Consider the following 22,761-nt stretch of genomic DNA (forward strand, 5'->3'; position numbering starts at 1 on the left):
ACCCCGCTGTGCGCCTATAGCGTCGGGCGAATGGAACGTCCTCGTCCCGCCAGGGCACCAGACGGCCGCGCCCTGCTCTGGGCGGCCCTCGCCCTGCCCGCGCTCACGGCGGACCGGCTCGGGCTGAACGAGCCGCGCCCCCTCTGGCAGCAACTGGCCGGTGTGGCCGTGCTGGCGGTCGCGGCCGCCCTGTCCCGGCGGCTGCCGCTCGTGACCTTCGGGCTGGCCGCCGCCCTGAGCTTCACCGCCGCCCCGGCCCTGTTCACCGTCTCCTACGGCCCGGCCCTCGGCGTGTTCGCGCTGCTGCTCGGGCTGCGGGCGGGCCGGGCGCGCCCCGCGGTGCTGTGCTTCGCGGCCGTCGGCTGCGCCGGCACCGCCCGGATCGTGCTCGTCGGCGTCGACCCGGCCCCCGAGTGGCTCGTCATGACGGGCACGCTGCTCTTCGGCTGCGTCTTCCCCTGGCTCGGCGGTCGCTACTGGCGGCAGAGCCGCGAGCTGGCCGAGGCGGGCTGGCTGCGCGCCGCCCGGCTGGAGGACGAGGCCCGCTTCGCCGAGGAACGCGCCCGGCTGCGCGAACGGGCCCGGATCGCCCAGGACATGCACGACTCCCTCGGCCACGAACTGAGCCTCATCGCCCTGCGCGCGGGAGCCCTCCAGGTCGCCCCCGGACTCGCCGTCGAACACCGGACCGCGGCGGCCGACCTGCGCGCGGCCGCCGCCGACGCCACGGACCGGCTGCACCGCATCATCGGCGTCCTGCGCGAGGACGACGACGAGCCCGCGCCGCTGGCCCCGGCCGGCGAGACCCTGGAGCAACTCGTCGCCCGCGCCGTGGAATCGGGCCTGCCGGTGCGCTACGAACCCGTCGGGCAGGGCCCCGCCGCCGAGCCCGGCGGGGTCGCCGAACGGCTGCTGCACCGCGTGGTCAGGGAGGCACTGACCAACGCGGCACGGCACGCACCGGGCGCTGCCGTGACCGTGGCGGTGACGGGGCGGGCCGCGGGGGCGGGGCGGGCCGCGGGTACGTCCGTCACCGTCACCAACGGCCGGGCCGCCCAGGACGGTTCGCGGCCCTCCCGGGGCGGCACGGGCCTGCTGGGGCTGCGCGCCGCCGTGACCGCCATCGGCGGCACCTTCGAGGCGGGCCCGCACAAGGAGGGCTTCCGGGTCCGGGCGTACGTCCCCGAGCAGCGGACCGCGGTCAGGCCGGCAGGCTCCGCCCGGGCGCCGTTCACACACGCCAGGCGCCGCTTCGCCGTCGGCCTCGGCGCCGCGGCCGGCGTGGGTGTCGTGCTCGTCGGGGCCGCCTTCGGCTGGTACGCGTACGCCGAGACGCACTCGGTGCTCGAACCCGCCGCCTACGCGAAACTGCGCCCGGGCACCCCGGTCGCCGATGTCGAGCGCGTACTCCCCGAACGCGACGTGAACGACCCGCCCGACGAACGGGCCCCCGCCCCACCCGAGGGAGCCGACTGCCGTTACTACCGCGCGAGCGGCGAACTCTTCGTCTCCGTCGACCACTTCAGACTGTGCTTCGACGCGGGGCGGCTGGTCGCCAAGGACGTGGTGCCGGGCCTCGGCCTGTCCGGCGAAGGCCGCGAGGAGTACGAGGAGTTCGCACGATGAGCGGGGCGAGCACGGCGATCCGCGTGTTGCTGGCCGACGACGAGGCCCTGGTCCGGGCCGGAGTCCGCGCCATCCTGGGCAGCAGCGGCGTGACGGAGGTCGTCGCCGAGGCGGGCGACGGCCGCGAGGCGATCGAGCTGGCCCGGGCCCACCGCCCGGACGTGGCCCTGCTCGACATCCGCATGCCCCGCCTGGACGGCCTCACGGCGGCGGAGGAGATCGTACGGACCGTGCCCGGCACGTCCGTCGCGATGCTCACCACCTTCTCCGAGGGCGCCTACGTGACCCGCGCCCTCGGCGGTGGCGCCACCGGCTTCCTGCTGAAGTCCGGGGACCCGTACGAACTGATCGCCGGCGTACGGGCGGTGGCGGCCGGTGCGGCGTTCCTGTCGCCCAAGGTGGCCCGGTACGTCATCGACGAGGGCCTCGGCGGCGGCCGCCTCACCCGCGAGGCACAGGCACGCACCCGTGTGGCGGTCCTGAGCCCCCGCGAACGCGAGGTGCTCGGACTGGTCGGCGCCGGCCTGTCCAACCCGGAGATCGCCGCCCGGCTGCACCTCGTCGAGGGCACGGTGAAGGCGTACGTGAGCGCGGTCCTGGACCGGCTGGGCGTGCGCAACCGCGTGCAGGCGGCGATCGTGGCGTACGAGGCGGGGCTGGTGGAGTCGTGACGACCGGGTCGCGCGGCGGTGGGGGCGCGTCCCGGCTCGTTGATGCGCATACCGGTCGGCTCAGCGCCGCGCGTGCGAGCCGTACGACGTGACGGGCGCCGTGCCCGGCCCGGTGAACCACCGCACGGCCGGCGCCGACGAGGTGCGCATCGCCCGGGCCAGCCGCGTCGCCGGGCCCGTGCCGAGCCGTACGGCGGCGAGGGCGACGAGGGTGCCCAGGCCCAGCCCCGCGCCGACGTCGTGCGGATAGTGCACGCCGACGAAGACCCGGGAGAAGGCCATGAGCAGGGCGAGCGGGGCCGTCAGCCACAGGAGCGCGCGCCGGACCAGGGCCAGGGCGACCGCCGCGGCGCCCGCGATCGTGGCGTGGTTGGACGGGAAGGACCAGTCACCGTGCGGTGGGCACTCGGCGAGGGACGCGGCCGCACCGGCGACCGCCCGGCACGGACGCTCCTCCGTGACGGCGGACTTGAGCACTTCGCTGCACACGTACGCCACGGCCGTGGCCAGAGGTGCGAGAGCCGCGATCGCGAACGCGTGGGGAGTGTCTCGGCGGGCGCGCCACCAGGCGGTGGCGAACAGCGCGACGAAGACCAGCAGTCCGGCCTCCGTCCATATGCCGGCCCCGTGCTGTACCCACATCGGGGTGCCGTGGGCGAAGTCGGTGATGTCGCGGTAGAGCCCGCTGTCCTCGAAGTTCATGGTCACGGACGGTAGGCGGCAGGCCGATACCGTCACACCCAGCGATCGTCGCGTGCCGCACCTGTCGAAAGACAGGGGTGGGGCGGTGATTTCCGGGATGATGATCCGGAAAAGTTGTGGTCCCGAGCGGCGGGTGGGACCGGCGAACGCGCCGATCTCTCGTAAGGTTTGCGCCGTGGGATCTCTGCGCAATCCGGTCGGGCCGCTTCCCTCCTCCATCTACTGGCGTCGGAGGGTCGTACTGGTGTCTGTGGTCGCCCTGTTGGCGCTGCTGACCACCTGGATCGTGACCATGGGCGGCGGGGGTGGCGACGACCGCGGCAACGACGCCAACGGCAAGAATCCCGCGCCCTCCATCACGCCCGGCCCGTCGAGTTCGGGCCCGGCCATCAGCCAAGCGCCCGGCGGACGCGACGAGTCGGGCGGCGGGGGCTCCGGCGGCTCGTCGTCCGGGTCCGGGGACGGTTCCGGCGACGGCTCGGGTGGTGGCTCGGGCGACGGCTCCGAGGGCGGTTCCGGCACGGGCTCCGGCGGCGGTTCCGGTTCCGGCGGGTCCGCCGGGTCGGGCGGCGCCGGTGGTTCCGGGGGCGTTACCACGGTGGGCGGGGTCGGCGTGGGCGACACGCTGCCGGCCGGTTCCACACTGCCCAACTGCACCGCCAGCGTGGTCAAGTTCAGCCTGCGCAGCTGGCACAACACCTACGACCCCGAGCAGACGCCCACGTTCCTGCTGACCGCGCGGAACATCTCCGGCAGCGACTGCAAGATCGATCTCGGGCCGAAGAACGCGGTGTTCACGATCACCCCGGCGAGCTCCGACGACGACTACTGGTCCTCCGAGGACTGCCCCAAGGCCCCCGCGCGCCAGCTCTACCGGGTGCCCGCGGGCAGCGGCATCACCTACACCGTGAACTGGGACCGCAAGCCGAGCGCCCCCGAGTGCGCCACGCCTCCGGCGGGCTCGGCCGGGACGGGCACGTACCTGGTGGAAGCGAAGGCTCCGGGCTTCGCGAAGGTACAGACGTCGTTCGTGCTGTCGGCCGACTAGCACCCGGCGGCTCAGACGCCTGAGGGCGGTACCCCTTGCCGGGTACCGCCCTCAGCCGTTCCAGCCGGTGCAGCCGATACAGCTCAAGCGCTAGACGTACCGCTCCAGGATCGACGACTCCGCCAGCCGCGACAGCCCCTCCCGGACGCTGCGCGCCCGGGCCTCGCCGACGCCGTCCACCGTCTGGAGGTCGTCGACGCTCGCGGCGAGCAGCTTCTGGAGGCCGCCGAAGTGCTCGACCAGGCGGTCGATGATCGCGCCGGGGAGCCGGGGCACCTTGGCGAGCAGGCGGAAGCCGCGCGGCGACACCGCCGAGTCCAGCGTCTCGGGTGAGCCGGTGTAGCCCAATGCGCGGGCCACCGTGGGCAGTTCGAGAAGCTCGGCGTGGGTGAGGGCGTCCAGCTCGGCCAGCGCCTCGTCGACCGTGCGGGAGCGCTTGGCGGTGGGCTCGGGGACGTAGTCCCGGACGACCAGCTCGCGCTCGGGCTCCACACCGGCGATCAGCTCGTCGAGCTGGAGGGCCAGCAGCCGGCCGTCCGTGCCCAGCTCCACCACGTACTCGGCGATCTCCGTGGCGATGCGGCGCACCATCTCCAGGCGCTGGGCGACCGCCGAGACGTCCCGGACGGTGACCAGGTCCTCGATCTCCAGTGCCGACAGCGTGCCCGCGACCTCGTCGAGGCGGAGCTTGTAGCGCTCCAGGGTCGCCAGGGCCTGGTTGGCGCGGGACAGGATCGCCGCCGAGTCCTCCAGGACGCGGCGCTGGCCGTCCACGTACAGCGCGATCAGCCGCATCGACTGGGAGACCGAGACGACCGGGAAGCCGACCTGCTTGCTCACGCGGTCGGCCGTGCGGTGCCGGGTGCCCGTCTCCTCCGTGGGGATCCCCGGGTCCGGGACCAGCTGCACGCCCGCGCGCAGGATCTTCGACAGGTCCGAGGACAGCACGATGCCGCCGTCCAGTTTGCACAGCTCGCGCAGACGGGTCGCGGTGAACTCGACGTCCAGCACGAAACCGCCGCTGCACAGCGCCTCGACCGTCTTGTCGGAGCCCAGCACGATGAGACCGCCGGTGTTGCCGCGGAGCACCCGCTCCAGGCCGTCACGCAGGGCGGTCCCGGGTGCCACGGCGCTCAGTGAGGCGCGCATCAGGCCATCGGTACCGGCACTCCCGCCGGACTTTCCGGGAGCTGATGCCCGGTCGTTGGCTGCCACTGCACTCCTCCGGTCGCAGGTTCTGGGCGCCCCCGTGTCGCGCGCTCGGTTCGCACGGACGGGCGAGACCAGGGCAAAGTCTACCGGCGACCCTCCTCGTCCCGTGGGGCCTCTCTGCGACGGGACCGGGGGAGGACCCGCAGGGCGTCCCCTATGTCCGCGACTTCCAGGACCTTCATGCCCGAGGGGATCTTGCCCGGATCGCCCGGGACGAGGGCGTGTGTGAAGCCCAGACGGTGGGCTTCGGCCAGCCTGCGCTGTACGCCCGTGACCCGTCTCACCTCGCCCGCGAGGCCGACCTCCCCGATCGCGACGAGGTTCTTGGGGAGAGGTGTGTCACTCGCCGCGCTGGCCAGGGCGAGCGCGACGGCCAGGTCGGCGGCGGGCTCCGAGAGCTTCACACCGCCGACCGTCGCGGAGTAGATGTCCCTTTTGCCCAAGGCGCTGATCCGTCCGCGCTGTTCCAGCACCGCGAGCATCATCGACACCCGGGAGGTCTCCAGGCCCGAGGTGGTGCGGCGCGGGGAGGGGATCTGCGAGTCGACCGTGAGCGCCTGGACCTCGGCGACCAGCGGGCGGCGGCCCTCCAGGGTGACGGTCAGGCAGGTGCCCGGGACCGGTTCGGCCCGGCGGGTCAGGAAGAGCCCGCTCGGGTCGGCCAGGCCCGTGATGCCCTCGTCGTGCAGCTCGAAGCAGCCGACCTCGTCGGTGGTGCCGTAGCGGTTCTTGACGCCCCGGACGAGCCGCAGGCGGGCGTGCCGGTCTCCCTCGAAGCTCAGGACGACGTCCACGAGGTGCTCCAGCAGGCGCGGGCCCGCGATGGCGCCGTCCTTGGTGACATGGCCCACGAGCAGCGTGGACATGCCGCGCTCCTTGGAGGCCCGGATCAGGGCCCCGGCGACCTCCCGCACCTGGGCCATGCCGCCGGGCGCCCCGTCGATCTCCGGGGAGGCCACCGTCTGCACCGAGTCCAGGATCAGCAGCGACGGCTTGACCGCGTCCAAGTGGCCCAGCACCGCCGCCAGATCCGTCTCGGCCGCCAGGTACAGGTGGTCGTCGATGGCGTGGATGCGGTCGGCGCGCAGCCGGACCTGGCTCGCCGACTCCTCGCCCGTGACGTACAGCGTGCGGTGCTCGTCGCTCGCCGACTTGGCCGCCACGTCGAGCAGCAGGGTCGACTTGCCGACGCCCGGCTCGCCCGCGACCAGCACCACCGCGCCGGGGACGAGCCCGCCGCCGAGCACGCGGTCCAGCTCGGGCACGCCGGTGGAGCGGGCGGTGGCCTGGCGGCCGTCCACCTGGCCGATGGGCAGGGCGGAGGTGGTGACCCGCCCCGGTGCCGTCGTACGGACCGCGGGCGCGCCGTATTCCTCGATCGTCCCCCAGGCCTGGCACTCGGGGCAGCGGCCGAGCCACTTCGCCGTCTGCCAGCCGCATTCCGTGCAGCGGTAGGACGGGCGGTCCTTGGTGGTCTTCGTACGGGCAGCCATGGACGGAACCGTAGCCGCCGCCACTGACAACGCGGGGGCCGACCGGGGCGGCAACCTGCGCGCCAGGGCGCCGCCACCCCGCGCCAGCCGTTGAACCACCGGTTCATGTCCCCGTTTGAGGGATCGTTTCACCCGTACGGATTAAATGTGCTCAAGCCGCCGGAAGGTGCCTCTCCCGGCCGCCTACGGTCGCCGAATGATGAGCAGTACTCCGGAGATCTCGACCCGCTCCACCCGCACGGCCGGCCCGCACCGGGCGCACCGGGAAGCGCGTGACCGCGGGGCGGCGCGCACGCTGGCGCAGCGGCCGCCCGCGCGCTACGAGCCTTACCTGGACGGCCTGTTCACCTACTGCCTGTCCGTGCTGTGTGACCACGACGCCGCGACCGCCGCCCTCGGCGACGCCCTCGCGCTCGCCGAACGCCGCGGCAAGCACGTCCCCGACGCCCCCGCCGACCGCAGGGCGTGGCTGTACGCGCTGGCCCGCTGGGCGTGCCTGCGGAAGCTGGCCGAGGCCAAGCAGAAACGTGTGAGCAGCCACGCCGCGGGCCGCCCGCAGCGCGCCGACCGGCCGGCCGGCCCGGCCGTCTCCGAGGAGGTCCAGGAGCGGCGGCGGCGCGAACTGGCCCTGCTCGCCTGGCCGGAGGCCGCCGGCACCACCCCGGAGCAGCGCGAGGCGCTCGAACTGGCCGTGCGCCACCACCTCGCCGCCCAGGAGGTCGCCGCCGTCCTGGGCATGGACCCGGCCGCCGCCCGCGATCTGCTCGCCTCCGCCGCCTGCGAGGTGGAACGCACGCGTGCGGCCCTGGCCGTGGTCGAGACCGGGGCGTGTCCGAGCGTCGCGCACCTCGTCGGCGACGACCGGCCCGTGCTGGGCACGACCCTGCGCCGCGAACTCGTCCGGCACGTCGACGACTGCCCGCGCTGCCGCCGCACCGCCGAGCGCGCCATCCCCGGCCGCTGGCCCGGCACCAGCGTCACGCCCGCCGAACTGCCCGTCCTGCCGGCCCCGCGCGCGGCCGTGCACGTCGCCATGACCCACCACGCACGCGCGCGTGGCGCCGGACCCCGCTTCGACCGGCGCGGCTTCCCGATGGACCCCAAGGACCGCGCCGCACGAAGGGACCGCCTCCGCGCGCGTGCCGTCACCACGACCGTCGTCGCCACCGTGGTGGCCGCTCCCGTGCTCGCCCTGTGGGCCGCCTACCGGGGCACCCCCGTCGGCGAGGGCCAGGACGGCCGCTCCGCCTCCGCACGCGAGGCGGACGACCCGTTCGCCCTGGACGGCGAGATGGCCGGCGGCGGCTATGAGAACACCGGCAACGCGAGCACCAGACCCGGCCCCCGCTTCGGCGAGAACGGCAAGGCCGACGTCTCCGTGGAGGTCATCGGCGTCGCCGGCGCCGGCCGCAAGAGCGCCCTGGACGTCACGGCGGACAACAGCGGCGACACCACCCTCGTCACCCTGACCGCCACGGGCCCGTCCCCGGTCCGCTGGTCCGCGTCCACCGGAGCGGACTGGCTCTACCTGAGCCAGTCGTCGGGCACGCTCCGGCCCGGCGAGTCGTTGACGATCAAGGTGTACGTCGACCATCTGCGGGAGCCCTCCGGCCCCTGGCGCGCGCAGGTGGCGATCGCCCCGGTGGGCGCCGTAGTCCACATCGAGGGCTTCGGCACCGCGCCCAGCCCGCCCGGCCCCGGCCCGCGTCCGGACCCCCACCCCGGCGGCCCGAGCGACCCGCCTTCGACCCTGCCCGACCCGACGCCCACGACCTCGGCCCCACCGGACCCGACGCCGACCACCCCGCCCCCGTCACCCGACCCGGACCCCACACCCACGGACCCGGGGCCGACGGACCCGACGACCCCGCCCCCGGACGACGGCGACGCGAGCCCGCCCACGTCCTAGACGGCCGTAACAGCCCTCGAAGTCCTGCGTGCCGTAGTGGTCGCGCTCGTCAGCCGGCCGGGTCGGCGGGATGCGGCGCCAGCAGCGGCAGCTGCGAGGCCAGCCGCTCCTCGCACAGCTCCACCAGCCGGTCGTAACCGGCCTTTCCCATCAGCTCGATCAGCTCCGGCCGGTAGGAGACGTACACCGGCTCGCCCGCGCCGTGCGCCGAGGTCGCCGAGGTGCACCACCAGTGCAGGTCGTGGCCGCCCGGCCCCCAGCCGCGGCGGTCGTACTCACCGATCGACACCTGGAGCACACGCGTGTCGTCGGGCCGGTCGATCCACTCGTAGGTCCGCCGCACCGGCAGCTGCCAGCACACGTCCGGCTTGGTCTCCAGCGGCTCGCGGCCCTCCTTCAGGGCGAGGATGTGCAGCGAGCAGCCCGCGCCGCCCGCGAAACCGGGGCGGTTCTGGAAGATGCACGAGCCCTGGAAGGGGCGTGTCTGCCGGTCGCCGTCCTCGTCCTCGGAGATCCAGCCGTTCTTCGTGCCCTCGGCATGGTGCTGCCAGATGTCCGGCGTGAGCCTCGCCACATGCTCGGCGACCCGCTTCTCGTCGTCCTCGTCGGAGAAGTGGGCACCCAGCGTGCAGCACCCGTCGTCCGCGCGGCCGGCCTGGATGCCCTGGCAGCCGCTGCCGAAGATGCAGTTCCAGCGAGAGGTCAGCCATGTCAGATCGCAGCGGAAGACCTGCTCGTCGTCCGCCGGATCGGGAAACTCCACCCACGCACGGGCGAAGTCGAGGCCCTTCTCGTCGGACCGCGGGGCGCCCGATGATTTGTCGCGCTTCGCCTTTTTCGTCTTTGGCACGAGTCCAGGGTACGGGCCTTGTACCCACACCGAGGACGGCGGACGGCACTCCTGGCAGTAGCGTTCCGTACATGAGACTCGGTGTCCTCGACGTGGGATCGAACACGGTGCATCTGCTCGTGGTGGACGCGCACCCCGGCGCGTGCCCGTTGCCCGCGCACTCGCACAAGGCGGAACTGCGCCTCGCCCAGCTCCTCGACGACGACGGCGCGATCGGCCCCCAGGGCGTCGAGCGGCTGGTCTCGGTCGTCCAGGAGTCGCTCCAGGCCGCCGAGGACAAGGGCGTCGAGGACCTCCTGACGTTCGCCACCTCCGCCGTGCGCGAGGCCCGCAACGCCGACGACGTCCTGGCGCGCGTGCGCACCGAGACCGGCGTCGAGCTCCAGGTCCTCACCGGCGAGGAGGAGGCCCGCCTCACGTTCCTCGCCGCCCGCCGCTGGTTCGGCTGGTCGGCCGGGAAACTGCTGGTCCTGGACATCGGCGGCGGCTCCCTGGAGATCGCCTACGGCATCGACGAGGAGCCCGACGCGGCCGCGTCCCTGCCGCTGGGCGCCGGCCGCCTCACCGCCGGGTGGCTGCCCGGCGACCCGCCCGCCCCGGACGACGTGCGGGCCCTGCGCCGCCACGTCCGGACCGAGGTCGCCCGCACGGTCGGCGAGTTCAGCCGCTTCGGCCCGCCCGACCGCGTCGTCGCCACGTCCAAGACCTTCAAGCAGCTCGCCCGCATCGCCGGAGCCGCCCGCTCCGCCGAGGGCCTCTACGTCCAGCGCGAACTCAAGCGGAAGTCCCTGGAGGAATGGGTCCCGAGGCTGGCCGGCATGACGGAGGCGGAACGGGCCGAGCTCCCGGGCGTCTCGGAAGGCAGGGCGGGCCAGCTGCTGGCGGGGGCGCTGGTGGCCGAGGCCGCGATGGACCTCTTCGGCGTGGAGCGCCTGGAGATCTGCCCGTGGGCGCTGAGGGAGGGCGTGATCCTGCGTCGCCTGGATCACATGGAGTCCGTTTAGGGGGCCTTGCACCATGCAAGCCCGTGGCAAACACCACAACGGCGAATAGGCACCCCGCTCCACCCCGACCACACCCCGTAATCTGTCCTGCATGGCAGAGCCAGCCGTAAGGATCCCGGACGCGAAGGTCGCCCTCTCGACGGCCTCGGTCTACCCGGAGTCGACGGCCACGGCCTTCGAGATCGCCGCGCGCCTCGGCTACGACGGAGTCGAGGTCATGGTCTGGACCGACCCCGTGAGCCAGGACATCGAGGCCCTGCGCAGACTCAGCGACTACCACCAGATCCCGGTCCTGGCCGTGCACGCCCCCTGCCTGCTCATCACGCAGCGCGTCTGGTCCACGGACCCCTGGACCAAGCTCCAGCGGGCCCGCGCGGCAGCCGAGAAGCTCGACGCGAGCACCGTCGTCGTCCACCCGCCCTTCCGCTGGCAGCGCCAGTACGCCAGGGACTTCGTCGCGGGCATCTGGCGCATGGCGAACGAGACGGATGTACGGTTCGCCGTCGAAAACATGTACCCCTGGCGCTACCGCGACCGCGAGATGCTCGCGTACGCCCCCGACTGGGACGTGACGAAGGACGACTACCGCCACTTCACGATCGACCTCAGCCACACCGCGACGGCCCGCAGCGACGCGCTGGCCATGGTCGACCGCATGGGCGACCGCCTGGGCCACGTCCACCTCGCCGACGGCAGGGGCTCGGCCAAGGACGAGCACCTCGTGCCCGGCCGCGGCACCCAGCCCTGCGCCGAGGTGCTGGAACGACTCGCCCTCACCGGCTTCGACGGGCACGTCGTGATCGAGGTCAACACCCGCCGCGCCATGTCGAGCGCGGAGCGCGAGGCCGACCTGGCGGAGGCACTGGCCTTCACGCGCCTGCACCTGGCCTCGGCGGCGAAGGTGCCGAGGCGATGAGCGAGGGCGCCGAGCCGATGACCGAAACGGCGAGACGATGAGCGAGCGGCCCGCGACCGGCACCCACAACGGCAGCGGCACGGGCACCACCGCCCGCCGCCGGGGCCGCCCCCCGCGCACGGAGTCGGCCGACACCCGGGACCGCATCCTGACCGCCGCCCGCGACGAGTTCTCCGAGCGCGGCTACGAGAAGACCTCCGTGCGCGGCATCGCCAAGACGGCCGGGGTCGACTCGGCGCTCGTGCACCACTACTTCGGGACGAAGGAACAGGTCTTCGAGGCGGCGATCACCCAGGCCTTCGGACCCGCCCTCCAAGCGCCGAAGGCCATCGAGGAGGGCCCGCTCGACGGCGTGGGGGAGCGCCTGGCCCGCTTCTTCTTCGGCGTCTGGGAGAACCCGGCCACCCGCACGCCCCTGCTCGCCATCGTCCGCTCCGCCGTCACCAACGAAACGGCGGCCGCCGTCTTCCGCCGAATCGTCGCCACCCAGGTGCTGCGCCGCATCGCGGGGCGCCTGGACCTGCCGGACGGCGAACTGCGGGCCGAGCTCGCCGCCGCCCAGCTCGTGGGCACCGCGATGCTGCGGTACGTCATCAAGGTCGAGCCGCTGGCCTCGGCGGACGCCGAGCAGATCATCGCGCGGCTGGCACCGGTCGTACAGGGACACCTGACCGGACCGTAGGCCTCACGGAGACGTCGGCCGAGACAGGTATCCCGTATCCCGGACACTCCGTCCCGCCCTCTGGATGACCGGCGTACGCTCGGTAGCAGTCAGAAATCTCCGAATCCTCTGACGCAGTCTCTGAAGGAGCGAGCGACGATGCCCGAGCTGAGGTCCCGCACAGTCACCCACGGCCGCAACATGGCGGGCGCCCGCGCCCTTATGCGCGCCTCCGGTGTACCGGGTGCGGACATCGGCCGCAAGCCGATCATCGCGGTCGCCAACAGCTTCACGGAGTTCGTGCCGGGCCACACCCACCTCCAGCCGGTCGGCCGGATCGTCAGCGAGGCGATCGTCGAGGCCGGCGGCATCCCGCGCGAGTTCAACACGATCGCGGTCGACGACGGCATCGCGATGGGCCACGGCGGCATGCTCTACAGCCTGCCCTCCCGCGACCTGATCGCGGACAGCGTGGAGTACATGGTCGAGGCCCACTGCGCCGACGCCCTGATCTGCATCTCCAACTGCGACAAGATCACCCCGGGCATGCTCAACGCGGCCCTGCGCCTGAACATCCCGACGGTCTTCGTCTCCGGCGGCCCGATGGAGTCCGGCCGGGCCACGCTGGTCGACGGCACGGTCCGCACACTCGACCTGGTCGACGCGATGTCCGAGGCCGTGAACGAGAAGATCTCGGACGAGGACATCCTCCGCATCGAGGAGAACGCCTGCCCGACCTGCGGCTCGTGTTCCGGCATGTTCACCGCCAACTCGATGAACTGCCTCACCGAGGCCATCGGCCTCTCCCTCCCCGGCAACGGCTCGGTCCTGGCCACCCACACGGCCCGCAAGAAGCTGTACGTCGACGCGGCCAACACGGTGATGGACATCACCCGCCGCTACTACGAGCAGGACGACGAGACGGTCCTGCCGCGCAACATCGCGACCTTCGCGGCCTTCGAGAACGCCATGGCCCTCGACATCGCGATGGGCGGCTCCACCAACACGATCCTGCACCTGCTGGCCGCGGCCCAGGAGGCCGGCGTCCCCTTCGGCCTGGAGGAGATCGATGCGGTCTCCCGCCGGGTCCCCTGCCTGGCCAAGGTGGCGCCGAACGTCGCCAAGGACCGCACGTACTACATGGAGGACGTGCACCGCGCCGGCGGCATCCCCGCCCTCCTCGGCGAGCTGCACCGCGGCGGCCTGCTCAACGAGGACGTGCACGCGGTCCACAGCCCGTCCCTGTCGGACTGGCTGAAGACGTGGGACGTGCGCGGCGGGTCCCCGTCCCCCGAGGCGGTCGAGATGTGGCACGCGGCACCCGGCTGCGTCCGCTCCGCCGAGGCCTTCTCCCAGTCCGAGCGCTGGGAGGCCCTCGACGAGGACGCCGGGGGCGGCTGCATCCGCTCCGTCGAGCACGCGTACTCCAAGGACGGCGGCCTCGCGGTCCTCAAGGGCAACCTCGCGGTCGACGGCTGCGTGGTGAAGACGGCCGGCGTGGACGAGTCGATCTGGACCTTCGAGGGCCCGGCGGTCGTCTGCGAGTCGCAGGAGGAGGCCGTCGAGAAGATCCTGCTGAAGCAGATCAAGGAGGGCGACGTCGTCGTCATCCGCTACGAGGGCCCCAAGGGCGGCCCCGGCATGCAGGAGATGCTCTACCCGACCTCGTACCTGAAGGGCCGCGGCCTCGGCAAGAGCTGCGCCCTGATCACCGACGGCCGCTTCTCCGGCGGCACGTCCGGCCTCTCCATCGGGCACGCCTCGCCCGAGGCGGCGGGCGGCGGCACCATCGCCCTCGTCGAGGACGGCGACCGCATCCGCATCGACATCCCGAACCGCTCCATCGAGCTCCTCGTCGATGACGCCGAGCTGGCCCGCCGCGAGCAGGCGCTGAACGGCGTGTACGCCCCGAAGAACCGCGACCGCAAGGTCTCGGCGGCGCTGCGGGCCTACGCGGCGATGGCGACCAGCGCGGACAAGGGCGCCGTGCGGGACGTGACCATGCTCGGCTGAGCGTTCTCCACGCGGAAGGGCCGCCCCCGGTCTCCCGGGGGCGGCCCTTCCGCGTACCTCCTACCAACCGGACGGATCGCGCCCGTTCACGGCGAAGACGGTCCCGTCCGGCGCCCCGGCGTAGACCCGGTCGTCCACGAGCACGGGCTCGGGAAGCGCGGCCGGAACCCGGTCCGACCGGTCGCCCAGCCGCGGAGACGTCTGCCCGACGAGCTTGCCGCGCCGCGCGTCGACGGCGAGCAGCCGCCCGTCCGGCACGGTCACGTACACGTACCGGTCGTCGGCGACCGGCTTCGACCCCCGGACGGCACCCGTCTCCAGACTCCACCGCTGCCTGCGCGCCTCCAGATCGACGGCGACCAGCGCCCCGCCCGTCGCCATGAGATGAACGACGTCCCCGCGCACACTCCCCTCCACCTGCTGCAACGGAATACGCAACGGCACCCGCACGCTCGCCCGGCTCTCCGGGTCGTAGCGCACCACGGCCCGTGCATCCCCGCGCACGGCGTCGACCGACACGAACACGACCGCCCCGTCCGCAGACCCGAGGGGCTGCAACGACCCCTCCAGCCGCGCGTCCCACCGCACGTCGCCCGTGACCGGATCCACCGCCGTGACCTTCGTGCCGGACCCGTCGCCGGACACGCTCGCCGCGTACGCCAGCGGATCACCGGGGAACGAGACGAAGTACGGCGTGTCCTGTCCCGGAATCCGATGACGCCACTTCACCTCGCCCGAGGCGCTCTCCACCGCGGTGACCGTGCCGTCGGCCGCGGTGAGCAGCAGCATGCCGCCGACGGCCCGCAGCCCTCCGTACCCGGGCAGCTCCTGCCGCCGCTCCACGTCCCCCGAGCGGGGGTCGAGCATCGTCACCCGCGGCCCCTGGCCCAGCCCGGCCGGCACCAGCCCGCCCGACACGACCGGAGCCCCACTCGGTGGCCCGCTCGCGGCGGCCCCGTCCAGGGGATGCCGCCACAGCAGCCGCCCGTCGACCGGATCGAGAGCGAAGACCAGCCCGGTCTGCGCACAGAGCAACTTCCCCGCCGCGTACGAGCACTGAGGCATGCTCTTCCCGGACAACGGCGGCGCCTCCCACGCCGCGAAGGCGGCCGACGTGGTGCGGGGAGCGGTGACCTCGGGCGCCGGACTCCCGCCCACGAGCACGGGGACGGCCGCCAGCGCACCGGCGACGGCCAGCCCGAGAGCCCCGGCACCGAGAGCCGCCCGCTTGCCGAGCCGCAACCTGGACCGGCGCTCCCCGGATCCGGACGCCGGAACCCCCGGCCCCCCGCCGCCCTGCTCGGCAGCCTCCGCCTCCGCCTCTTCCTCCGCCGGAACCTCTTCCACACGCTGCGCGGGTATGAACGCCTGCGTGTCGTACGAGGCCGACACCGACCGCAGTTCCCGCATCAACTCGTCGGGGGAGGGCCGGTCCTCGGGCTCCTTGGCGAGACACCGCAGCACGAGCGGCGCCAGCTCTTCCGGTACACCGGCCAGCTCGGGCTCGTCGTGCACGACCTGGTAGGCGACGACGTAAGGGCTGTCCGAGTCGAACGGCCCCCGCCCGGTCGCCGCGTGCACCATGACGGACCCGAGGGCGAACACATCGGCGGCGGGCCCCACTTCCCTCGGCCGCCGGAACTGTTCGGGCGCCATGAAGGGCGGCGTACCGATCAGCTTCCCGGTCTCGGTCCGCAACTCGCTGTCCTTTGGCCGGGAAATGCCGAAGTCGATGACCTTCGGCCCGTCCTCGGCGAGCAGGACGTTGCTCGGTTTCAGGTCCCGGTGCACCACGCCGACCCGGTGGATGTCACGCAGGGCCTCCGCGAGCCCGGCCATCAGCCGGCGCAACTGCGCCGGCGCCATGGGCCCGTTCCGCTTCACCTCCTGGGCCAGCGTCGGACCCGGGATGAACAGCGTGGCCATCCAGGGCCGTCCGGCCTCGGGGTCGGCATCCACGACAGGTGCGGTGAAGGCGCCGCTGACCCGCCGGGCCGCCCCGACCTCCTGCCGGAAACGCCCCCTGAACTCCGGGTCCTTGGCGAACTCCGCGTGCACGACCTTCACGGCGAGCTTCATCCCGGACGTACTCCGGGCCAGATGGACGACCCCCATGCCGCCCGAGCCCAGACAGGACTCAAGCCGGTAGTGACCGGCGTACTCAGGAAGTTCCGCTTCCGGGCCCGCTCCGACGTTCCGCTGTGGCGCCATGGGACCACCCCCGTGCTGTTCGTCCGCGCGCGCGACGCACGGAGCCTAGTCGATGACTCGTCCGGGACAGAGGCGGCTTGCTAGCCTCCGCTGGCGAGTCACGCACAGGTGTTTGATGGCGTGATTCAGGGGAATCAACGGGACTCCATGGCAGCCATGGGGTTCAACGGGGGAGGTTTTCATGTCAGTCGAGCCTGTCGAAGAGGCCGAGCGCGGCACACACGAGACCGGCATGCCGCTGGTCACCACACTGGCCGCGGCGGCCACGTACTTCTCGATCGCACCGGGCGTCAGTCTCAACGTCCGCAGCGGTCCCGGCACCGGCTACCCGATCGTCAAGATCCTGCCCGAGGGCTCCCGAGTCCCGATCCACTGCCAGACACCCGGCACCAGGGTCACGGGCCCGTACGGCACGACGAGCATCTGGGACAACATCGCGAGCGGCCAGTACGTCTCGGACGCCTACGTGAACACGGGCAGCGACGGCTACATCCGCCCACGCTGCGGCTGACCGACCGGGAGTTCTTGTCGTTCCCGGGGCTGTCCGGTTGCTCGGCGTCGGTGTCGGTGCCGCACGCACGGAAGGGGACGTGTCGGGGGGTGTCCGCCCGCAGCGGTTGGCGCGTCAAGGGACGGTGAGTCGGTTCGCAAGCCCATCGCGCCGTTCCGAGGACGGACACCCCCCGGCGCGGCCCCGACCCACCGCACCCCAGGTAGGCGCTACGCGCACCCCCACCGAAGCCGCACAGGCCGCCGCAGGCATACGACCGACCACACGCGCCGAGTCATAATCGACCGGTGAGCGCAGAGAACGGCACCCCGGCGACCCCCACGGCCCCCACGGACGGCCCCCGCCCGGAGCCGATCCGCTTCTTCGGCACGACCTGGCTGAACCACGACAACGGCTACACCGCCCGCCGCATCGGCGTCGCCATCGGCTCTCTCGCCACCGCCGTCGTCTCCTGCCTCGTCCTACGCCTCGCCTACCAGGGCCTCCAGATCGCCGCGATCGGCGGATTCGTGAGCCTGCTCATGATCGCGATGTTCGCGATCTGCAGCGCGATGGCCTTCCGCCACACCTGGGACGGCTTCACCCGCCGCCCCGACCCCGACCGCCAGGCATCCCTCCGCTCCCTGCTGACCATCGGTTTCGTCGGCTCCCTCCTCGCCTACTTCTTCCGCTCCCTCACCGAGGCTCCCGGCGAACGGCTCCACCGCGAGGAGTACGAGGCAGCCCGCAAGCACCACGAGAAGCGCACGACCCGCCGCTCGGGCAACCCGTCGAAAAAGCGCCGCCGCGCATAACCGGCCTCTCACCGAAAACTCACCGCCCCCCACCCCCACCCCGGCCACCATGGCCGTATGGCCACACACCCCTCCACCCCCACCCCACCGGAGCCGAATCCACCCCCGAGCCCCCCACTCCGCAATCCACCCGCACCCACACCACCCGCGCCCACTCCTTCAACACCGCCGCAGCCCAGTACGCGGCCAACCGTCCCTCCTACCCCCCAGCCCTCTTCGACGCGATAGAAGCCCTGGCCGACCACCCCCTCCCCGGCTCCCGCGTCGCAGACATCGGCGCCGGCACCGGCATAGCCACCGCCCTCCTCCACGCCCGCGGCGCGAACGTCATCGCCGTAGAACCCGGCGACGGCATGGCGGCACAGTTCCGCAGCACCCTCCCCGGCATCCCGATCATCCGCGGCACCGGCGACGACCTGCCGCTCGCCGACGCCTGCGTCGACCTCGTCACCTACGCCCAGGCCTGGCACTGGACCGACCCCGCCCGATCCGTCCCGGAGGCCCTCCGCGTCCTGCGCCCCGGCGGCGCCCTCGCCCTCTGGTGGAACACCGACGCCCTCGACGTGCCGTGGATCGCCGAGGCGGCCGCCCGCACGGAGCGCCACTTCGGCATCGACGTCGCCGCCGAGAAGCGGAACGTCAACGCCCGCGCCGCCGACCCCACCGGCGGCCTCGACTTCACCCGCCGCACGGTCCGCTGGAGCCGCCGCGTCCCCGTCGACACCCACCTCGCGAACATCGGCAGCCACTCGGTCTTCCTGATCGACGACGAGGAACACACCGCGGCCTTCCTGGCCGAAGAACGCGAGCACCTCCTCAAGGCCTTCCCGGACGGCATCGTCGAGGAGGTCTACGAGGTGGTCCTCTTCCTCGCGAAGACCCCTGCTCGACGCACCCCCGCTTGACGCACCCCACCCCCAGGAGCACTATTCATCGCATGATGAATAATGCTCCTGGCCCGCCACGCCCCAACGCGACCACCCCCGAACCCACAGCCGCCCACGCAGCCGTCCGCGCCGAGAACCTCACCGTCACCCGAAGCCCCCGCACGGTCCTGCGCAACCTCGGCTTCACGATCCCCCGCGGCCAGATCACCGGCCTGCTGGGCCCCTCCGGCTGCGGCAAGTCCACCCTCATGCGCGCCATCGTCGGCACCCAGGCCAAGGTCACCGGCACCCTCGACGTCCTCGGCCGGCCCGCCGGCCACCCCACCCTGCGCACCCGCATCGGCTACGTCACCCAGGCCCCGTCCGTCTACGACGACCTGACGGTCCGCCAGAACCTCGACTACTTCGCCGCGATACTCGACCCCGGCCGGCCCGCCGCCGCACGCCGCCACGACAACGTCACCCGCGCGATAGCCGACGTCGACCTCACCACCCACGCCGACGCCCTGGCCGGCAACCTCTCCGGCGGCCAGCGCAGCCGCGTCTCCCTGGCCGTCGCCCTCCTCGGCACCCCCGAACTCCTGGTCCTCGACGAACCGACCGTCGGCCTCGACCCGGTCCTGCGCCGCGACCTCTGGACCCTCTTCCACGACATCGCGGCGAGCCGCGGCGCGACCCTCCTCGTCTCCTCCCACGTCATGGACGAGGCCGAACGCTGCCACCGCCTCCTCCTCATGCGCGAGGGCGAGCTCCTCGCCGACGACACCCCGCAGGCCCTGCGCACCCGCACCGGCGCGGAGACGGTCGAGGAGGCCTTCCTGCACCTGGTGGACGAGGCAAAGGCGGCAGCCCGCACAAAGGAGACGACGCGATGACCACCACGAGCCCCCAGACGATCACTCCCACCCCACCGAGGGCTCTGAACGCCTCCCGCACCACCGCCACCGCGACCCGCGTCCTGCGCCAGCTCGCCCACGACCCCCGCACCATCGCGCTGCTGATCCTCATCCCGTGCGTGATGCTGTTCCTGCTGCGCTACGTCTTCGACGGCAGCCCCCGCACCTTCGACAGCATCGGCGCGTCCCTCCTCGGCATCTTCCCGCTGATCACGATGTTCCTGGTGACCTCCATCGCCACCCTGCGCGAACGCACCTCGGGCACCCTCGAACGCCTCCTCGCCATGCCCCTCGGCAAGGGGGACCTCATCGCCGGCTACGCCCTGGCCTTCGGCACCCTCGCGATCATCCAGTCCGCCCTGGCCACGGGCCTCGCGGTCTGGTTCCTCGGCCTCGACGTCACCGGCAGCCCCTGGCTCCTCCTCCTGGTGGCCCTCCTCGACGCCCTCCTCGGCACGGCCCTCGGCCTCTTCGTCTCGGCCTTCGCGGCCTCGGAGTTCCAGGCGGTCCAGTTCATGCCGGCGGTGATCTTCCCCCAGCTCCTCCTCTGCGGCCTCTTCACGCCCCGCGACAACATGCACCCGGTCCTGGAGACGATCTCCGACGTCCTCCCCATGTCCTACGCGGTGGACGGCATGAACGAGGTCCTCCGCCACACGGACATGACCGCCCCCTTCGTCCGCGACGCCCTGATCGTCGCGGGCTGCGCACTCCTGGTCCTGATGCTCGGAGCGGCAACCCTCAGGCGGCGGACGGCGTAGACACCGAGCTGCCCTGCCGACATCCCGCCCACCGGACACACACCCCGCCCCACCACCCGCGAGTGCGAGGATGAACCCGGACGACGCGCAACCCCCGGAGGGCACCGAAAGCCATGACCCAGAAAGTCGCAGTCCTCGGCACCGGCAAGATCGGCGAAGCCCTGATCAGCGGAATGATCCGAGCCGGCTGGACCCCGGCCGACCTCCTGGTCACCGCCCGCCGCCCGGAACGAGCCGAAGAGCTCCGCACCCGCTACGGCGTCACCCCGGTCACCAACCCGGAAGCCGCGAAGATCGCCGACACCCTGATCCTCACGGTCAAACCGCAGGACATGGGCACCCTCCTCGACGAACTCGCCCCCCACGTCCCCGCCGACCGCCTGGTCGTCAGCGGCGCCGCCGGCATCACCACCGCGTACTTCGAGGAACGCCTCGCGCCCGGCACCCCGGTCATCCGCGTCATGACGAACACCCCCGCCCTGGTCGACGAGGCGATGTCCGTCATCTCCGCCGGCACCCACGCCACCGCCGACCACCTCGCCCACACCGAGGAGATCTTCGGCGCCGTCGGCAAGACCCTCCGCGTCCCCGAGTCCCAGCAGGACGCCTGCACGGCCCTCTCCGGCTCCGGCCCGGCCTACTTCTTCTACCTGGTCGAAGCCATGACCGACGCCGGCATCCTCCTCGGCCTGCCCCGCGACAAGGCCCACGACCTGATCGTCCAGTCCGCGATCGGCGCCGCGACGATGCTCCGCGACAGCGGCGAACACCCGGTCAAGCTCCGCGAGAACGTCACGTCCCCCGCCGGCACGACGATCAACGCCATCCGCGAACTCGAGAACCACGGCGTACGAGCCGCCCTCATCGCCGCCCTCGAAGCCGCCCGCGACCGCAGCCGCGCCCTGGCCACCGGCAACAACAGCTGAGCACTGCGGGCGTCGGGCAGGCGACCCGCCCGACGCCCGCGCCACTTTCCTCACACCCTCAGCACGGCCCCACCCGCGTCCGCCGCCGGCACAGCAGGCAGCAACCCGATCGCGCGATAAGCGGCATCCACGGTCGGCCGGGCCATCCCCCGAGCCCGCTCCGCCCCGTCCCGCAGCACCCCCTCCACAAAGCCGGGATCCGCACACAACTCCTTGTGCCGCTCCTGCACGGGCCTGAGCACCTCGACCACAGCCTCCGCGGTGTCCTTCTTCAACGCCCCGTACGACGCGTACGCCCCGCTCAGCTCCTCAGGACTCCCACCCGCGCACGCGGCGAGGATCTCCAGCAGATTGGCGAGCCCCGGCCGGGCCTCCCGGTCGTACACGACCTCCCGCCCGCTGTCGGTCACGGCCCGCATGACCTTCTTCCGCACCACGTCCGGCTCGTCCAGCAGATAGACGATCCCCGGCCCGACGTCGTCGCTCTTGCCCATCTTCGACGTCGGATCCTGGAGGTTCATCACCCGCGACGCCACGCCCGGACGCGTGGCCCGGGGCACCACGAACGTATGCCCGTACCGCTGGTTGAACCGCACCGCCAGATCCCGCGTGAGCTCGACGTGCTGCACCTGGTCGTCCCCGACCGGCACCTCATCGGCCCCGTACGCCAGGATGTCCGCCGCCATGAGCACGGGATACGTCAGCAGCGACAGCCGCACACTCCCGCCCCGCCGCTGCTCCCGCGCGGCCTTCTCCTTGTACTGGATCATCCGCCGCATCTCGCCGTCGGTGGCAACGCACTCCAGCACGTACGACAGCCGGGCGTGCTCATCCACATGACTCTGCACGAACAGGGTGCACAGCTCCGGATCCAGCCCGGACGCCAGCAACAGGGTCGCCGCCTGCCGGCTCAGCCTGCGCACCCGCGCGGGATCGTGGTCCACGGTCAGCGCGTGCAGATCGACGACACAGAACAAGGCGTCGGCCTCGTACTGGTCGACGGAAGCCCACCGCCGCATGGCTCCCAGGTAGTTCCCCAGCGTCAGATGCCCCGTCGGCTTGACCCCGCTGAAGACCCGTGTCATCTCTCCTCCACCTTCCGGTCGTGACCGCCGCCCCGGCGGCCGCCCCTCGGTGGTCTGGAGGGAGAAACAAGAACGGCCGCCGAAGCGGCGGCCGTTGAGTGCATACGTGAGCACGGCCGCCGTCAGGCGGCCCACCACAGCTGGGTACACGTACGCGTCGTCATGCATCCCAGACTATGCCCCGGGAGTGCCGTCCGCCCTTGAGTTGACACGCCCAGACCCCGTCCGTAGTGTTCTCCGAGTTGCCCGACGTGAGCGCCGACTCCGGTCGGTCCCCGGGCAGCCAATCCGCAGGTACCAACCACTACTCGACGAAGTAGTTCTGTCGTCGTTTCATTGGCGTGCGTATTTACGGAATGAGGAATCCCCGTTCGAAAGGACGCGGCCCCCGATTGGCTCGGGAGCCGGGGAATCCGCTAAAGTCTCACTCGTCGGAACGGCCCAACAGCCGCGAAGGCAAATCCCGCCGACCGGGAATCAGGCCCGAAAGGATCTGATAGAGTCGGAACCGCCGGAAAGGGAAACGCGGAAGCGGAAACCTGGAAAGCACCGAGGAAATCGGATCGAGAAAAGATCTGATAGAGT

General features: G+C 72.4%; 19 protein-coding genes and 1 pseudogene. 14 read left to right on the plus strand and 6 right to left on the minus strand.

The genetic code is table 11. From position 1 onward, the window contains the following. The first annotated feature begins 30 nt into the window (after nucleotides 1-30). Both CP976_RS24585 and CP976_RS24590 read left to right on the plus strand, forming a co-directional pair. Entirely contained in the window at nucleotides 31-1,626 is a 1,596-nt protein-coding gene (locus tag CP976_RS24585; protein ID WP_150482315.1) for a sensor histidine kinase, read from the plus strand. Beyond that, entirely contained in the window at nucleotides 1,623-2,297 is a 675-nt protein-coding gene (locus CP976_RS24590) for a response regulator transcription factor (RefSeq protein ID WP_150482316.1), read from the plus strand. Before CP976_RS24585 ends, CP976_RS24590 begins: the two co-directional genes overlap by 4 nt. 60 nt (nucleotides 2,298-2,357) lie before the next feature. Here CP976_RS24590 and CP976_RS24595 read toward each other — a convergent pair whose 3' ends face one another. Next, entirely contained in the window at nucleotides 2,358-2,999 is a 642-nt protein-coding gene (locus CP976_RS24595) for a phosphatase PAP2 family protein (protein ID WP_190146851.1), read from the minus strand. 175 nt (nucleotides 3,000-3,174) lie between these two features. Here CP976_RS24595 and CP976_RS24600 point away from each other — a divergent pair, with 175 nt between their 5' ends. Then, nucleotides 3,175-4,047: a hypothetical protein gene (locus CP976_RS24600; protein WP_150482318.1), complete on the plus strand. Its 873-nt coding sequence runs from the start codon at nucleotides 3,175-3,177 to the stop codon at nucleotides 4,045-4,047. Between the two features lie 90 nt (nucleotides 4,048-4,137). On the opposite strand, the gene disA is transcribed toward CP976_RS24600, so the two are convergent. Then, nucleotides 4,138-5,262 (minus strand): DNA integrity scanning diadenylate cyclase DisA, encoded by a 1,125-nt coding sequence (disA, locus tag CP976_RS24605; RefSeq protein ID WP_086850960.1) that lies wholly within the window; start codon nucleotides 5,260-5,262, stop codon nucleotides 4,138-4,140. Nucleotides 5,263-5,342: 80 nt separating this feature from the next. Continuing rightward, nucleotides 5,343-6,752 (minus strand): DNA repair protein RadA, encoded by a 1,410-nt coding sequence (gene radA, locus CP976_RS24610; protein WP_086850964.1) that lies wholly within the window; start codon nucleotides 6,750-6,752, stop codon nucleotides 5,343-5,345. Between the two features lie 196 nt (nucleotides 6,753-6,948). Between radA and CP976_RS24615 the strand changes: the two genes are divergently transcribed. Beyond that, nucleotides 6,949-8,661 carry a BACON domain-containing protein gene (locus CP976_RS24615; protein WP_150482319.1) on the plus strand — a complete coding sequence of 571 codons (1,713 nt, stop codon included), beginning with the start codon at nucleotides 6,949-6,951 and terminating at the stop codon, nucleotides 8,659-8,661. Between the two features lie 49 nt (nucleotides 8,662-8,710). Here the strand turns inward: CP976_RS24615 and CP976_RS24620 are convergent, their stop codons facing one another. Further along, on the minus strand, nucleotides 8,711-9,511 hold the full coding sequence (locus tag CP976_RS24620) for a DUF3109 family protein (protein WP_150482320.1): 801 nt from the start codon (nucleotides 9,509-9,511) through the stop codon (nucleotides 8,711-8,713). A 71-nt stretch (nucleotides 9,512-9,582) separates the two neighbouring features. On the opposite strand from CP976_RS24620, the gene CP976_RS24625 reads away from it, so the two are divergent. From CP976_RS24625 to ilvD, 4 genes are all read left to right on the plus strand, one after another. Next, nucleotides 9,583-10,515, plus strand: a complete 933-nt coding sequence (locus CP976_RS24625) for a Ppx/GppA family phosphatase (protein WP_150482321.1) — start codon at nucleotides 9,583-9,585, stop codon at nucleotides 10,513-10,515. A 91-nt stretch (nucleotides 10,516-10,606) separates the two neighbouring features. Then, a complete protein-coding gene (locus tag CP976_RS24630; RefSeq protein ID WP_150482322.1) occupies nucleotides 10,607-11,431 on the plus strand; it encodes a sugar phosphate isomerase/epimerase family protein in 825 nt (274 codons plus the stop codon). Between the two features lie 37 nt (nucleotides 11,432-11,468). Continuing rightward, nucleotides 11,469-12,113: a TetR/AcrR family transcriptional regulator gene (locus tag CP976_RS24635; RefSeq protein ID WP_150482323.1), complete on the plus strand. Its 645-nt coding sequence runs from the start codon at nucleotides 11,469-11,471 to the stop codon at nucleotides 12,111-12,113. A 138-nt stretch (nucleotides 12,114-12,251) separates the two neighbouring features. After that, nucleotides 12,252-14,105, plus strand: coding sequence for a dihydroxy-acid dehydratase (gene ilvD / locus CP976_RS24640; RefSeq protein WP_150482324.1), 1,854 nt, complete (start codon nucleotides 12,252-12,254; stop codon nucleotides 14,103-14,105). A gap of 60 nt (nucleotides 14,106-14,165) precedes the next feature. Here the strand turns inward: ilvD and CP976_RS24645 are convergent, their stop codons facing one another. After that, the gene (locus CP976_RS24645; RefSeq protein WP_150482325.1) at nucleotides 14,166-16,316 is read right to left on the minus strand and encodes a serine/threonine-protein kinase; all 2,151 of its coding nucleotides are present in this window, start codon (nucleotides 16,314-16,316) and stop codon (nucleotides 14,166-14,168) included. A 181-nt stretch (nucleotides 16,317-16,497) separates the two neighbouring features. Here CP976_RS24645 and CP976_RS24650 point away from each other — a divergent pair, with 181 nt between their 5' ends. The 6 genes and pseudogenes from CP976_RS24650 (at nucleotide 16,498) to proC (ending at nucleotide 21,091) form a co-directional block, all read left to right on the plus strand. After that, nucleotides 16,498-16,827: an SH3 domain-containing protein gene (locus tag CP976_RS24650; protein WP_150482326.1), complete on the plus strand. Its 330-nt coding sequence runs from the start codon at nucleotides 16,498-16,500 to the stop codon at nucleotides 16,825-16,827. Nucleotides 16,828-17,114: 287 nt separating this feature from the next. Then, nucleotides 17,115-17,621, plus strand: a complete 507-nt coding sequence (locus CP976_RS24660) for an EamA/RhaT family transporter (RefSeq protein WP_150482327.1) — start codon at nucleotides 17,115-17,117, stop codon at nucleotides 17,619-17,621. A gap of 113 nt (nucleotides 17,622-17,734) precedes the next feature. Then, nucleotides 17,735-18,526, plus strand: a pseudogene (locus tag CP976_RS24665) (class I SAM-dependent methyltransferase); the annotation flags it as partial. A 32-nt stretch (nucleotides 18,527-18,558) separates the two neighbouring features. Further along, a complete protein-coding gene (locus tag CP976_RS24670; RefSeq protein ID WP_150482328.1) occupies nucleotides 18,559-19,383 on the plus strand; it encodes an ABC transporter ATP-binding protein in 825 nt (274 codons plus the stop codon). Then, complete coding sequence (locus tag CP976_RS24675) at nucleotides 19,380-20,165, plus strand: ABC transporter permease (RefSeq protein WP_150482329.1); 786 nt, start codon at nucleotides 19,380-19,382, stop codon at nucleotides 20,163-20,165. Before CP976_RS24670 ends, CP976_RS24675 begins: the two co-directional genes overlap by 4 nt. Before the next feature lie 113 nt (nucleotides 20,166-20,278). After that, nucleotides 20,279-21,091, plus strand: coding sequence for a pyrroline-5-carboxylate reductase (proC, locus tag CP976_RS24680; RefSeq protein WP_150482330.1), 813 nt, complete (start codon nucleotides 20,279-20,281; stop codon nucleotides 21,089-21,091). Nucleotides 21,092-21,141: 50 nt separating this feature from the next. On the opposite strand, the gene trpS is transcribed toward proC, so the two are convergent. Beyond that, complete coding sequence (gene trpS / locus CP976_RS24685) at nucleotides 21,142-22,176, minus strand: tryptophan--tRNA ligase (protein ID WP_150482331.1); 1,035 nt, start codon at nucleotides 22,174-22,176, stop codon at nucleotides 21,142-21,144. Nucleotides 22,177-22,761: the final 585 nt, after the last annotated feature.

Source organism: Streptomyces coeruleorubidus, assembly GCF_008705135.1.
GTDB lineage: Bacteria > Actinomycetota > Actinomycetes > Streptomycetales > Streptomycetaceae > Streptomyces > Streptomyces coeruleofuscus.

Excerpts from the sequence above, each read along its gene's own strand:
- trpS (WP_150482331.1), bottom strand. The coding sequence starts at position 22,176 with ATGACACGGGTCTTCAGCGGGGTCAAGCCGACGGGGCATCTGACGCTG.
- CP976_RS24590 (WP_150482316.1), top strand. The coding sequence starts at position 1,623 with ATGAGCGGGGCGAGCACGGCGATCCGCGTGTTGCTGGCCGACGACGAG.
- CP976_RS24595 (WP_190146851.1), bottom strand. The coding sequence starts at position 2,999 with ATGAACTTCGAGGACAGCGGGCTCTACCGCGACATCACCGACTTCGCC.
- radA (WP_086850964.1), bottom strand. The coding sequence starts at position 6,752 with ATGGCTGCCCGTACGAAGACCACCAAGGACCGCCCGTCCTACCGCTGC.
- CP976_RS24645 (WP_150482325.1), bottom strand. The coding sequence starts at position 16,316 with ATGGCGCCACAGCGGAACGTCGGAGCGGGCCCGGAAGCGGAACTTCCT.
- CP976_RS24585 (WP_150482315.1), top strand. The coding sequence starts at position 31 with ATGGAACGTCCTCGTCCCGCCAGGGCACCAGACGGCCGCGCCCTGCTC.
- CP976_RS24650 (WP_150482326.1), top strand. The coding sequence starts at position 16,498 with ATGTCAGTCGAGCCTGTCGAAGAGGCCGAGCGCGGCACACACGAGACC.
- CP976_RS24630 (WP_150482322.1), top strand. The coding sequence starts at position 10,607 with ATGGCAGAGCCAGCCGTAAGGATCCCGGACGCGAAGGTCGCCCTCTCG.
- proC (WP_150482330.1), top strand. The coding sequence starts at position 20,279 with ATGACCCAGAAAGTCGCAGTCCTCGGCACCGGCAAGATCGGCGAAGCC.
- CP976_RS24615 (WP_150482319.1), top strand. The coding sequence starts at position 6,949 with ATGATGAGCAGTACTCCGGAGATCTCGACCCGCTCCACCCGCACGGCC.
- CP976_RS24675 (WP_150482329.1), top strand. The coding sequence starts at position 19,380 with ATGACCACCACGAGCCCCCAGACGATCACTCCCACCCCACCGAGGGCT.
- CP976_RS24635 (WP_150482323.1), top strand. The coding sequence starts at position 11,469 with ATGAGCGAGCGGCCCGCGACCGGCACCCACAACGGCAGCGGCACGGGC.
- CP976_RS24625 (WP_150482321.1), top strand. The coding sequence starts at position 9,583 with ATGAGACTCGGTGTCCTCGACGTGGGATCGAACACGGTGCATCTGCTC.
- ilvD (WP_150482324.1), top strand. The coding sequence starts at position 12,252 with ATGCCCGAGCTGAGGTCCCGCACAGTCACCCACGGCCGCAACATGGCG.
- CP976_RS24670 (WP_150482328.1), top strand. The coding sequence starts at position 18,559 with ATGATGAATAATGCTCCTGGCCCGCCACGCCCCAACGCGACCACCCCC.